At 71.3% G+C, this 14184-nt stretch carries 3 protein-coding genes; all 3 read right to left on the bottom strand.

The window, feature by feature from the left end; translation table 11 throughout:
• Positions 1–13: 13 nt before the first annotated feature.
• The gene (locus tag F3T56_RS20495; protein WP_149826647.1) at positions 14–928 is read right to left on the bottom strand and encodes a hypothetical protein; all 915 of its coding nucleotides are present in this window, start codon (positions 926–928) and stop codon (positions 14–16) included.
• Between the two features lie 67 nt (positions 929–995).
• Entirely contained in the window at positions 996–3674 is a 2679-nt protein-coding gene (locus F3T56_RS20490) for a right-handed parallel beta-helix repeat-containing protein (protein ID WP_149826646.1), read from the bottom strand.
• Positions 3671–14074, bottom strand: a complete 10404-nt coding sequence (locus F3T56_RS20485) for a scabin-related ADP-ribosyltransferase (RefSeq protein WP_149826645.1) — start codon at positions 14072–14074, stop codon at positions 3671–3673. Before F3T56_RS20485 ends, F3T56_RS20490 begins: the two co-directional genes overlap by 4 nt.
• Between the last annotated feature and the right edge of the window lie 110 nt (positions 14075–14184).

Below are 14184 nucleotides of genomic sequence, written 5' to 3'. Positions count from 1 at the left end.
CACCAGAAACGCCCTAGAAGCCGCCCTTCTTGAACTCGGTGGTCGAACCGGTGGACGTGGCTGTGACGTTGTAGCGGTCGCCTCCCGCGTCGCGGCCGCCCTGGGCGTGGTTGTACTGGAACTTGAAGGTGTAGGTGCCGGGGCCGATGGTGTTGCCCGCCTTCAGGGTCACCACGTACGCCAGTCGGTTGCTGTCCGCGGCGGCCGACACCGTCACCTTGTCGCCGAGGGAGGACCAGGTGCCGGTGTGGGAGACGCCTCCGGTCTGGTCGATGCTGACGACGACCTTGAGGCTGGTGAGGGACTCGGTGGTCTTCACCGTGACGGTGCTCTGGTCCCAGTAGTCGTTGGTGTCGGCGTCCACGCTGCCGTCGGTCCACAGATAGCCCGTCGTCGACTGCGAGCCGCTGCCGCCGGTGGTCGCGTTCTGCTGCTCCTGGCTGCCCGTCGAGCCGGTGGTTCCGGTCGTGCCGCCGGTGGTGTCGGCCGAGTCGGACGTCGGGTCGGACTCCGGCGTCGCTCCCGCCCCACCCGTACCCGTACCCGCTCCTGCTCCGGCCCCGGCCCCGCCGGACACGGGGACGTAGACGACCTCGGGGGACCCCTTGTCCTCGTCCTTCGCCTTCGGGGAGGGGGCGGGCGACGCCTTCTTGGTGTCCTCGGCGGCGGACTTCTTCTTCGGGGACGCGTCGGCCGCCGCGGTCACCTTGTCGGAGGAGCCGGTGCTCCAGTCGATGGAGGCGACGGCCGTGGCGGAGCCGGCGATCACCAGCACCGCGGCGGCGGAGCCGCCGACCGCGGTCCAGACCCGGCGGCCGGGCAGGAAGCCACGGAGCGGAGTGTGCGCCTTCCGGGCGAACAGGTCGGCGAACTCGCCTTCACTGCGGGCGCCGTCCCGGTCGTCCGAGTGAGCGGGGGTGTGCGGCATGGAGTAGGTCCTTAACTTCAGAAGCTTCAGCGGGGCTGCCGGTTCAGAGACTGCGGGGACTGCGGGATCACGGGGACTGCGGGATGTCCTCCGGCAGAAGCGTCATCACGTCGGACTCCGAGGCCTGAGGCAGTTCGGCGATGCGGTACGCCTGGTGTTCCGTCATGGCCTGGAACAGCTGGCGTGCCGTACGGCCGTTGCCGAAGCCCCGTTCCCGGGGCATGGCGTCGAAGCGCGCGGTCAGCGCCTCGCGGGTGTCCGGGCCGAGTCCGTACTGGTGCTGTGCGGCCTGGTGCTCGACGATGCTGACCAGCTCGGGGCCGCTGTAGTCCTCGAAGAGGAGTGTGCGGTTGAAGCGGGAGGCCAGACCGGGGTTGGAGCGGACGAAGACCTCCATCTCCTTGAGGTATCCGGCCACGATCACCACCACGTCGTCGCGGTGGTCCTCCATCAGCTTCACCAGGGTGGCGATCGCCTCCTGGCCGAAGTCGTTGGACCCGGCGTACTGGGTGAGGGAGTACGCCTCGTCGATGAACAGCACCCCTCCACGGGCCTGTTGGAAGACACGGGTGGTCTTCGGCCCGGTGTGCCCGACGTACTCGCCGACCAGGGCGGAGCGGTCGGCCTCCACCAGGTGGCCGCGCTCCAGGAGGCCGACGGCGGCCAGGATGCGGCCGTAGAGGCGGGCGATGGTCGTCTTGCCCGTACCGGGGTTCCCGGCGAAGACCAGATGGCGGCTGAGCGGGGGCGGGGCCAGGCCCATCTCCTCGCGGCGGCGGACCATCTGCATCAGCTTGACCAGCGACGACACATCGTGTTTGACCCGATCCAGACCGGCCAGCCCCTGCAACTCGGCCAACAGGTCCTCCAGGGTGTCCTCCGGCGGCGCCTCGGTCTCCCGCGCGGAGGTTCCGGCAGCCGCCGAGTCCGGGCCGGAGGCGGCCGGCAGCGCCTGCTCCGCGCCGGTCGGCAGAGACGGGTTCTTCACGTCCCGGGCCACACAGTCGTCGAACACCGGACGGGCGCCCTTCTCCAGCGCCACGTCCTCCTCCGCGTCACGGACCAGGCAGCCGCGCAGCACGGGCGCGCCGCCGGACGACACGTGCAGCGCCGGGAAGGCCGCGCCGTCGCGGCCCGCTCCGGCGAAGACGCAGTCCTCGAAGGTGCCGCGGGCCTTCTCGCCGACGAACAGGCTGTTCTTGCCGGTCCTGGCCACGGTGACGGACTTGACGCGGGGCTCGGCGCGCGGCCCCACCACCAGGCCGGAGCCGGCCGCGTCCCGGACCGTGCAGCCCTCGACACTGGGGGTGGCGCGTTCGCCGATCACCAGGCCCGCCGTCCCGGTCCCGCTGATCCGGCAGTCCCGCAGCACCGGAGTGGTCTCGGTGCCGCAGGAGATCCCGGCCCGCTCGGCGTCCACGACGTCACACTCTTCCAGCACCACCGTCCCGGTCGACTCGGTGGTGATCCCGGCCCGGCCGCGCACCACGGACAGCCCGCGCATCCGCGCCTCGGCGGCGCCGTCGATCTGTACCCCGGACAGTCCGCAGTCCGTGATCCGGCCGCCCTCGACGGTGAGCCCGGCCCGGTCGGTGGCCCGGATACCGTGCTCGGCGGTCGAGCCGATACGGCACGAGGTGAGCGTCACCCGGGAGTCGTCGCAGGCGTGCACCGCGCTGAACGAACACGCCGTCATGTCACTGGAGTCCATGCGCACCTCGGAACGGTCGCCCGCGAGCAGACCGTTCGCCCGGCTGCCGGTCACGGAGGTGCCCTCGGCGGACAGCCGACCGCTGCCCCGGGCCACCAGCCCCGAGCCGTGCGGCCGGTCCACCTGGCAGTCCACCAGCTCGGCCCGGCTCTCGCCCTCCACGCTCACCCCGGGCCCGGAGCCGTCGCGCAGCCGGCAGTTCAGCAACAGTGCGTCGCCCGTGCCGGAGAGCGCGACCGCGTCCGTGCCGGTGCGCAGCACCTCGCAGCGGGTGAGGAGGACCCCGCCGTCCGTGCTCTCACGGTCCTGGGGACGGGGGGAACTGCCCAGCACACGTACGCCCTCGGCTGCCGTCTCCTCCACCCGGCAGTCCAGCGCGGCGACGGACGCCTCGTCCTCCACCAGCAGCCCGCTGCGTCCGGGACCGGAGATCCGGCACTCGCGCAGCACCGCCCAGGCGCCTCCCCGGACACGGACTCCCGAGCCGGTGACCCCCCGTACCGTCAGGTCGGTGGCCTCGGTGTCGGCCCGGGAGCCGACGACGACACCGGTCCCGTCGACGTCCTCGACCACGACCCGCGTCAGCCGCGCCGAACCGGTGGTGTTGACGTGCACCCCGGCCAGCCGCGCGCCGAAGACCCGGCAGCGCGTCAGTGTCAGGGACGCGTCGCCGCCCGCCTCGACCCGCCCGCCGGAGATCTCGCAGGCGTCCAGCTCCAGATCTCCGGAACTCACCAGGACGGCGGGCAGCCCCGGGTCCTGCCCGGTCAGGGCGATGCCCTCGACGCGTACGTCCCGGGCGGTGATCTCCAGCACCGGCCGCCCGGGGGACGCGGCCAGCACCCGTACGGCGTGCTCCGGGCCGTCCTCCGGCAGCAGCCGCACCCCACGGTCGAGGACCAGCTGCTCGACGTAACTGCCGGGCGCGATGCGGATCTCGTCGCCGTCGCGGGCGGCGCGTACGGCGGAGGCGATGCTGCGGTGGGCACCGCGGCCCTTCGGGGCGACCCGGTGCACGGTGGCGGTGGGGGTCACAGGAACTCCATTCCCTCGATGGGCGAGGCGGGCGAGGCGGGCGAGTCGGACGTGGCGGCGGCCGGTGGCTGCGCCGCCGGCGTGGACGTGGTGGTCGTCGGCGCGGTCGGGAACGATCGGCCGGGGCTGGGCAGGTTGTTGTCGTTCTTCGTGTCCTCCTCGATGATCAGCCAGTTGATGTACCGGGCCAGCGCGGACTCGCCCCAGCCCATGGCCAGGTCGCCGAGGCCGCCCTTGTGGAAGACCCGGGCACCGGTGGTGAGGTGGAAGGCGTTGCGCGCGAGGCCGGTGGTGACACCGCTGAACGCGAAGGCACCCGCACCCCACAGACCGGCCAGCAGTGCGTCCGCGCCCTTCACCTCGTTGCCGTTGACTCCGAAGATCGACGCGCTGATGGCGTTGCTGACGAAGCCGCTCAGCGCGCTGGTGGCGATGCCCACGGTGTTGGCGTACGTGGCGGTGCGCCAACGGGTCGGCTTCTCCTGGGCGGCCCAGTCGGTGGCCCAGTCGTCGGTGTTGGTGGCCATGGACTGCTTGGGGTGCCCGCCCCAGTCGCGGGCGCCCAGGCTGCTCTTGAAGTAGCCCAGCGGGGTGCGGTTGTACACGATGTTGAGGCCGCCACTGAAGGTGCCGCCGACCGCGCCGTTCAGCAGGGCCTTGAAGTAGTCCTCCCGCTTGAGGTTGCCGGTGTTGGTGAGTTCGGTGATCATCAGGTTCGTGGTGAAGTCGGTGACGAAGCCCGTGGCGAACGAGGTGAGCGCGGAGCGCAGTTCGCGCTGCCACACCGGCATCTCGACGGACACCCCGTCCCTGACGCCCTGGAACACGCCGTGCCAGGGGTCCTGGACCTCCCGCAGCAGACCGAGGGCCTCGATCTCCAGGCCGCGGAAGTCGGTCTCCCGGCCGATGAGCCGCCAGCCGGCGTCGCCGGGCAGACCGACCTCGCCGCCCATACGGGGCAGCGCGCCGGCCAGGAACTCGGGGATCATGGCCGGGCCCGAGGTGCTGAACCGGCCGAACGCGTCGGTCTTCCAGACCCGCCCGGTGAAAGTCCGCTGCTCGACCAGGTGGCCGTCCTGGAACTCCCGCCACTGGCCCCACTGCTTGTCGACCTCACGGAACCGGCCGGGTATGTCGTCCACGGCGACCCGCTCACGGAAGACCTTGCCGACGTCGTACTCCTTCCAGACCTGTGTGTTCACCTCGACCGTCTTCGGCGGCTCGAACTGCCGGGCCGAGTGCGCGAGCAGATCACGCAGCGAGGGGGCGGCGGGCAGGGCGGCGGGCGGCTCGGGCTCGATGATCTTGAAGTCGAACTCACGGACCCGGCCGCCCTCGCGCTGCCGGACCACCTGCTCGTCCACGAGGTCCCGCCAGTGGCCGCCGCCCGCGATGTCGTCGTACACGCGGGTGCCCTCGGAGTGGACCGTGCCGTCGGCCGAGGTCTTGGCCCACTTCCAGCTCCCGTCGGGCTGCTTCAGCGCGTCGACCCAGGAACCCGCCATGTCGGTGGCGTTGCGCTCGCGGATCCGGTTGCCGAGCCCGTCGAGGTCGACGAACGAGTCGTCCCACGTCGCGGAGTAGAACGAACCGCGGTTCTGCTTGCGGACGCCCTCGGCGACCACGGTGGCCGGGTCGTCGGCGGAGAAGGACTTCCAGGTCCAGCTGGTGCGGTAGGGGCTGCCGGACGACTCGACGATCACACCGCCGATCAGGTCACGGCGGCCGGTGACGTGCAGCAGGGAGTTCTTGTCGACCCAGAGGCCCGCCTTGTCGTTGACGGCGAGGTCCGCGGTGGAGGGCGCCTCGAACAGGTACTCGCGGCTGTCCCGGCCCTCGCTGCGCATCCGGACCCGTTCGACGCCGTTGTCGTCGGTGAACAGGTCCCGCCAGCGCCCGTTGCCGTCGACGTGCCGGGTTCCGGTGGTGTCGCTCGTCGTGTCCCGCCAGGACAGTTCGTACGAGCCGCCGTTGCGGTACTCCGGGGCGGGCGCCCAGCGCGTGGGGTCGTCCAGGCTGCGGCCGACCTCGATGGTGTTGCCGTTGTCGAGCTTGCGGGTCTCGCGCACGATACGGCCGTACTGGTCGATGTCGACCCAGTTGGAGCCGCCCGGGTTCAGGCGTACACCGGTCAGCTTGGTGCCGTCGGCGGCGGTCTCGGTCCAGAAGCTGACCCGGTGCAGGGAGTCACCGGCGAACAGGTCGCGGAAGAAACCGTCGAACGGGCTGCGGCCGGCGGCGTTCTTCCACCGGACCGCCGGCGGGCGCATGTCGGCGAACCGCTTCACGAGCAGGCTGCCGCCGTCCACCAGCGCCTCCAGGCTCTCGATCTGGGCGTTCGCCGGGCTCGTACCGGTGTACGAACCCGGATCGATGCGGCCCCCGGCGGGCGCGTGGCCCGGCACCACCGAGAACTCCTGGTGCATCCGGGAGCCGTGCTGGCCGCCGAACGGCCAGGTCATGCCGCGCCGCTGCGCCACCGTCTCCAGACCCGTGGCGGGGTCGACGAAGGTGTCCTTGAACCCGACGCGGTCCCAGCTCCACTGCCGGGTGCCGGACAGCGACTGGACGCCCTCCTTGTCGAAGCGCTGCCACGTCCACCGGCCGTCGATCTCCTTCTCGGCACGGACGAGACCGCCGTCGGCGCCTTTGCTGTACGTCCGTACGTCGCCGGCGTTGTTGATCAGGCGTTGCCAGGAGCCGGACGGTACGTCGTGGACGGTCCGCTGGTCCGCGTCCCAGATCCGGCGGCCGTGGCGGGAGAAGTCCCCGGCGGCGTCGAACTCGGTCCAGCGGGCCCGCCCGAAGCGGTCCCGGTGGACGTGCACGACGTTGCCGTTCTTCAGGGTCTCGCGCTCGAAGAGGGTCACCTTGCCCGGTTGGGTGCCGGTCAGCTTGAACTGCCCCGTGGCGGACTTCTCCACGGTGGCGGTGTCGAACCGTCCGCTGAGCGGGTTGTGGGAGGTGTCGAGACGGACGGCCTTGCCCGCGACATGGTCGATCTTCCAGAACTCCCCGGTCGGGGCAGCGCCCTTGCCACGGATCGCGATCGTCTCCTCCAGCAGGGTGCCCGCCGGGTCGAACACCGTCCGCTCCAGCGGCTGGGCGCCCTTGCCGGTGGGGACGAGGGCGATCCGGCCGTCGTCGAGGAACTCCGCACGGAACCCGGGCAGTTGATGGCCCGTGGAGTCCAGCAGCCGGGGTGCGCCGCCGGGTTCGAAGCGGAGGACGCCCCGGTCGCCGGGCAACTGGACGTCCCGGAAGGCGTGCACGCCGTCGGGGCCGAAGTGCCGGCGCGTGGTGCCGGCCGCGTCGGTGAGGGTGAGACCACCGGGCAGTTCCGTGCTCGGGGCGACCGTGACGAGGTTGTCGGCCGGGCGGGCGCCGACGAAGTCGACCGAGGTGGGCGTCCACGCCCCGCCGTCCGCAGGCCGGCCGGTGACCCCCAGCTTCAGCCCGTCCAGGTCGGCCGGGCCGCCCCTCAGGAAGACCTCCTGGTAGACCAGTTGGCGGTTCGCGTCGTAGCCCAGCGTCACGTCCGACGGGTTGTGGTGCACCACGAAGCGGCTGCCGCCGGGGCCGCCGTTCGGGGTCGGCGTGACGGTGAAGTCGCCGAGGACACGCCCTGTCGGGGTCGCGGACCGCAGGTCTTCGAGGCGGGTCGCGAGCGGCAGGTCCCAATAGTCGTTGAGGGCCGTGATGGCCTGCCGTCGCAGTACCAGACGGGCCTGCCCGGTCATCTCCCGCAACTGGTCGCCCAGCAGCTCCGGGCGCAGACCGAACCTGTCGAGCGAGGTGGTCGCCTCGTCGGTGAGCCGCTGGACGCCCGGCAGGTCCAGCGGCCGCATGGCCTGGGACTCGGGCGTGACATGCAGGAAGTCCATGGCACCGGCGATGTCGGACATGTTCGCCGGGGCGCCCTCCGGCGCCGTACGCAGGCTCGATGCCTCGTCGAGCGTGCGGTCGAAGACATGCGCGAGATCGATGTGATCGAGGGCGTGGCCCTCCGGGACGGCGTTCTCCGGAATCGAGTCGAGCCCGAAGCGCTCCCCCAAGTCGCCGCCGAAGTCGCCGAGTTCGTCGAGCCTGATGGGTGGGGTGTCGGGCCCGGCGCCCTCGGTGAACCGCAGGAATCCGGAGCCGTCCTCCGCCGGAAGGTCCCGGAAGGCGAGGCGGCCGGTGTGGTCGAAGTGGAAACGCGAGCCGGTGAGGGTGTCGGTGAGGGTGAAGCCGCCGGGCAGCCGCGCGGACAACGTGCTGTTCACCCCGGTGAACCGGATGGATCCGGTGGTGCCAGGGGGGCCGGTCACATCGACCGCGAGCCGCTTGGTGCCGTCCCCCAGGGGGGTGACCGTCACATTGAGACGCATCCCCTGCGGCAGCCCGTCGAACGCCAGCGTCGTTTCCCGCCCGAGGAAGGTGCCGTCGGGCGCGAACGTGAAGCGGGTCGTGCCGCTCGGATCGGTGACCACGAACCGGCCGCTGTCGTCGAGAAGATCGACCGTGAAGTCCGACGCGCGCACCGGCCCGGCATCACCGGCGGCCCGCTCGACCAGCTGCAGCCGGAAGGTCCCCGGCGGTGTCGTCTCGCTCACCGGCATCCGGGTCAGCCGCAGGTCGAAGCCCGACAGGTCGTCCACACCCGACAGCGGTACGTGGGTGGGCGGTGCCACGTCCTGCCTGATGTCGTCGAGGCGTGCTTGGAAGGCCGTGAGGTCGACGTCCGACATCTCGCTGAGATTCGAGAGGTCCGAGTCGACGCGCGGCGAGTCCGGGCCGTCGAGGAGGCGGTTGAGTTCGTCGAGCGGTAGCGGTTCTCCATTGGGGCTGAGGAGACGACTGAGGTCTTCGAGGGGGAGCAGTTGTCCGTCCGGGCCGGTGAGGCGGTTCAGACCGTCGATGTGCAACGGCTGTCCGTCCGGGCCGAGTCGGGTGACGTCGGTCAGCCCGTCCATACGGGACAACGGCAGGTCCGTGGCCTGGAAGTCGAGGGCCCGTACGCCCGTGAGGTCCGACGGGTCGACCGCATCCGGTACGGCACGGAAGCCCGACGCCTCGTCGAGCGTACGGTCGAAGATCCGCGCCACATCGCCCAGGTCACCGGTGAAGTCCCCGAGATCGCCGAGTTCGTCGAGCCGGATCGGCGGGGTGCCGGGTGCCGCGTCCTCGGCGAAGCGGAGGAAGCCGGAGCCGTCGCGAGCGGGCATGTCCCGGATGGCGAGGCGGCCGTCGGCGTCGAAGTGGAAGCGGGCGCCGGTGACGGTGTCGGTGACCGTGAAGCCGTTCGGCAGCCGTCCGGCGAGGGAGCCGTCCATCGGGCCGAGCCGGAAGGAACCGGTGAGGTTTGACGGGCCGGTGAGTTCGATGATCCTCGTCGTGGTGCCGCCCGTGCCGGGGGTGATCGTCACCTTGACGCCCAGGCCGGTGGTGCCGTCGAGGCCCGGGAACGCGAGCGGCAGCACCTGTCGGCGCAGTGTGCCGCCGGGTTCGAACCGCCACACCGCCGTGAGCCCGTCCGTGTCCGGCATGGGTACGCGCACGGTCAGATCGGTCAGGGTGCCGGTCGCGTCCCGGACCGGGGTGAGCGTCGCGCCCTGGACCGGCACCCCGTCCGGGCCGACCACGCGCGGCATCGGATTCAGGGCGTCGTCGGTGAAGCGCAGCGCCAAGTCGGTTCCGTTCAGAGGCAGTTCTCGGTACTCCAGCTGCCCGAGCGCGTCGAACTGCCAGCGCACACCGCCCTGCGGCCCCGTGATGCTCAGCCCGCCGCCCTCGCGGAGGGTGACGTTCACGTTCTCCAGCCGCACCGGGCCGCCGGGAGCGCCGAAGTCCAGGACGTCGATCCGGAACGACGCCGGCGCGAGATCGGTCGCCGGGAACTCCGTGACCTGAAGCCGCAGATTCGTCAGCTCGTCCGCCCCGGACAGGGCGATGCCGTCGAACCGGGACGGATTCACCGGCGTCGGGGCGCCGTCGGCCACCGTCGAGGCGAACCGGGCGTCGAAACCGGCGGGTTGCGGCATCAGGTCCGTACGCGGCAGATCGGGAAGCGAGAGCCGGTTCAGCGAGCCCGCCTCACCGAGCTCGCCCAGACGGCCGAGGTCACCGACATCGCCCAGGTCACCGAGCCGGCCGAGGTTGTCGAGATCGCCGAGGTTGTCGAGGGTCGAGGCCAGGCCCACCGTCGAGTCAGGCGTCGCCGACCCGGACACGTCCAGCCGTATCGGCGCCGCCTCGTCCACCGGCAGGTCCACGGACCGTCCGCCCCGGTCGAACACGAACCGCGTCCCGGTCGCCGTGTCGGTCACGGCGAACCCGCCCGGCAGCCGCTGAGCCAGATCCCCGTCCAGCCGTACGACGTTGAAGGCGCCGTCGCCCAGCCCCGGCACCGTCAGCCGGTACGTCGCCGACTGCGTGCCGCCCGGCAGTTGTGTGAATGTCGTGGTCAGCCGGGACCCGGTCAATGGGCCGCCGGCGGGACGGGACAGGGGCAGCTGCTCGGACAGCCGAGTACCGTCCAGGTCGAACCGGGCCATCCAAGCCCCGTCGAGTGACTGGACCCGTACACCCGTGACCACGCCCAGCGCGCCCCTGACCGGTTCGATCACCGCACCGCCGGGCATCGGCACTCCGTCCTGGCCGACGATGCGGGGCAGGGACCCCGGCCCCGCATCGGTGTCGAAGCGGACGAAGCCGTCGCCGATCGGGAGCCGAATGTCCGTGAACTGCCGGACCTCGTCGGCGTTGAACACCAGCCGGATGTCCCCGGCCTGGTCGGTGAACGTGAAGCCGCCGTCCTCCAGCGGGGCGCGCTGCCACTCCATCCGGAAGCCGGTCACCCCGGAGAAGTCCTGCGGGTCCACCAGCACGGTCTCGGTCCGGGGAGCAGGCGCGTCGAAGCGGTCGAACTGGAAGTCGTCCGACAGATAGCCGAGATCGTCCACCTGGCTGCCGGCCTCGTCCAGGGCGTTGACCCCGTTCAGGGAGTCGAGGTCGTCGAAGGCCCTGGTCTCGCCCAGGTCGAGCTGGTCCAGCAGCCGCAGCTGATCGTCGAGGGACAAGCCCTGGAAGTCCAGTGCGCTGACGCCCGACGTGCCCTCCCCGGGGACCTTCAGATCGGCCGCCAGCTCGGGCAGGGGGTTGCTGCCCTGGAAGTTGGGGTTCGGGATCCACTCCAGGAGGTTGTTCTGGGCGTCCATCCGGTACGCGCCACGGATGAACTCCGGGGCGATACCGCCCGGGAAGGCGATCTCGTTCTCCGACGCCCAGCCCGACGCCCGCCAGGCGTCCGGTCCCATGGAGCGCTCGAAGGTCTTGCCGACGTCGATGCCGCCGGAGGCCTCGATCTCGAACTTGAAGATGCCGTCCCAGATGAGGTTCTTGTCGGTGGTGGTGCTCACGAACGCGGACGGCTGGCCGGTCCTGACCATGATGTCCAGGCTGGTCTCCAGCGGGTCGCGGACGGTGAACCCCTCGCTGAAGATCTGGTCGAGGGGGCGCTTGCCGCCGATACGCCACAGCGTCTCGTCGGTCCCGCGCCACACCGGCGCCGGATTGATGGCCTGGATGTCGACGGAGCGGTCGGCGGCGAACGCCAGCCGGTCCAGTTCGCGCGGCGCCGGCAGGACCACCTCGTCCATGCCCGTCACCGGCAGCCGGGGGAGCGCGACCGATCCGGCATCGCCGAGGCCTGTCGGCAGGCCGTCCGCGCCGAACCTGGTGACGACGCCGTCGGGGGCGGTGAGGTTGAAGACGCCGTCGGCCATGGTCACCTTGACGTCGGGGACCACGGTTCCGGCGTCCGTCTTGAGTATCCAGGTGAGGTTCTGCCCGGGCTCCATGGTGATCCACTGGCCGGTGGGCTGTCCCAGGTCGTCCAGCAGGCGCAGTTCACCGGTGGGCAGGCCGACGGCCGGGCCGTCCACGCGGGTCATCATCACCGTGATGTCGCGGCGGACGGTGTCCAGGTTCATGCCGAGCCGGTCGAACGCGATCCGGGCCTGGCTGAAGCCGACCTGAGCCGCGCTCAGATCCAGCTCGGCCTGCGCGCGGCTCAGCGGCGGTATGTCGGCCTGCTCGGTGAGTTCGCCGAGCCTGCGTCCGGCGGTGTCCAGCTGGAGCTGGGTGGACTGGGCGCGGACCCAGGCCTGGAAACGGTCGGTCGCGAGCTTGCCGGTGGCGCCACCGGTGACGATGTCCCGCAGGGTCAACGGGGTGAAGGCGGGGCTCTTGGCGACCGGGGCGGTGAGGTCCGTACGGACCGGCCCCAGGCCGAGCAGTTCGCGGGCGGTGCGCGAGCCGTCGCCGGCGTCGGGGATGAGCCGGGTGAGGTCGTCGAGCCTGATGCCGAGCTCGTCGAGGCGGTCGGTGCCGGCGGCCGAGCTCAGGGTGGGGACGCGAGGGTCGGCCGGGCCGAGGACCTCGATCTTCACCCCGTCCTTCAGCCGCACCCGGACGTCCACCGGGTCGGTCTTCCCGATGCGCAGGACGACCCCGTCCGGGGTGACGTTCACCAGGTCGATCTCGCCGTCCAGGATCTGCCGTACCTGGAAATCGGTCAGCCCGCCGAGCTCGCCGTCGAAGCTCAGCTCCGCCAGGTCGTCGAGGGGTTTGAGCAGCCCGGTCGTGGTGCGCTCCATACCGGTCAGCGTGTCGAGGTCCCGCAACTCGTCGATCGCGGTGCGCGGCGGCAACAGGTCGTCGCCGACTCGGCCGCCGAACTCGTCCGCCTGGTCGAAGAGGGCTATTGCGGTGCGCGGCCCAGGAGGCATCAGGTCGCCGCCCACCCGGCCGGTCACCGGGTCGACCAGGCCGAGCCGCTGTCCGCCGGGGACCGTGCCGACCGGCAGCCCCACCGTGTCGAGGGTGTTCAGGGTGTCGAGTCGGACACCCATGTCGTCGAGGCGGCCCGGCATACGGGGAGTGCCCGAGCCGGTCACGGAGCTGAAGCCGGGGGTGCGAGGTGGCGTCACCGGCATCACCACGATCTCGGCCAGCTCGTCGAGGGTCGCGTTGAACTCCGGGGTGCCGGGCACGGCGAGCTTGTCGGTGTTCCTGCCGTTCAGCGGGGGCAGGCTGCCGCCCCGGTCGAGGTTGCGGCCCGTCAGGTTCGTGAGGTCCCCGGCGAGGGAGCCCGTCCGGGTGAGCTTGCCGGCGGTGCCAGAGCCCCAGTGCAGGCCGCGCTCCACGAAGCCCATGCGGAAGGCGCCCCGGTAGCCGAACTGCGCGATCTCCGAGTACCGCATCGGCACGAGTGCCGTGGTGACGAGCCGGCCCAGGCCCATGATCGTGAAGACACCCAGCCGGCCGGCCATGTTGCCACCGACGAACGCGGTGGTCTGGTAGAAGTCGCGGGTCAGCGCGGACCAGCCCTGCCGGAAGGTGCTCCGGGCGAATCCGCCCATGAACCTCAGGGCCGACCCCACCATCGCGGGCGTCTTGGCCAGCACGCGGGGCAGCGCCATGAACCCACTCGCGGTGCCGTTGGCGAGCCCCCCGCCGAACCTGACCAGGCCCTGCCCGGCCAGCGACAGCAGCCGGCCGGGGGAGGAGAACAGCATCCTGCCGCCCCGGAACAGCAGCCGCCCGCTCGCGGAGAGGGCGCCGCCGAGGGCCTTCGTGCCCGCCGAGGCCATCCGGGCCAGCCCGCCGATGGTGGTCAGGCCCTTCGTCGACGGGAACAGGATGCCCAGGAAGGCGAGGCCCAGGCTGAGCGCGTTGCCGTTGCCCATGGCGTAGTCGACCAGGGCCTTGGCGAAGAGCACCGCGCCCAGTCCGAAGGCCACGAGACCCAGCGGGCCGCCGATGACGGCCGCGACGAGGGTGATGACCAGCGCGACGATCTCCAGGACCTTGAAGAACGTCGACACGAACTTCTTCCAGAAGCTCTTCTTCGGCTTCTTCACGGGCCGTGACACCAGGCGGGCCGCCTCGCGCAGGGCGTCCTCCAGGATCTTCGCCTCGGCTTGGATGACGTCCGTCTCGGCGTCCACCTCGTTGCGGGCGCGCGTCAGTTCCGGATCGTCCGCGGCCAGCGGCTGACCGCCGACCCGCTCCAGCGCGGCGACGGTGTCCGCGGCGTTCTCGGCCCGGTCCTGCGAGTCACCGAGGGCGCGGGCGTACCGTGCGGTGGCGTTGGCCGCCATGTCGAACGAGCGGGTGATGTTCTCCATGAACACCTTGAGCTCGTTCTTGACGTACGTCCGCAGGGCGTCCGCCGTCCGCCCCTCGAAGCCGCCGTCCTCGGCCTTGGTGAGCAGCGTGTCGAGGCCGCCGCTGACCCGGCCGGCCAGATCGCTGAGGTCGCGCAGCTCCTTGGTGATGTTCTCGACGACGGCCGGATTCCCGCTCACCGGATTGCCGGTGAATCCGACTCTGCTCCACTCGTCGGAGGTGGCCAAGGAATCCTCCAGGCGGTCCGGGACTTGGGGTACCGGAGGCAGACGTACCAAGGGGCCTTGAGAGTTCAAGAAAGTGGTGCACGCCACAGTTTCCGCCGGTCAACGCGGTG

This window comes from Streptomyces tailanensis, from assembly GCF_008386495.1.
Classification (GTDB): domain Bacteria; phylum Actinomycetota; class Actinomycetes; order Streptomycetales; family Streptomycetaceae; genus Streptomyces; species Streptomyces tailanensis.
The sequence above is the reverse complement of the archived record's forward strand: the minus strand, read 5'-3'. Positions and strand labels throughout refer to the sequence as shown.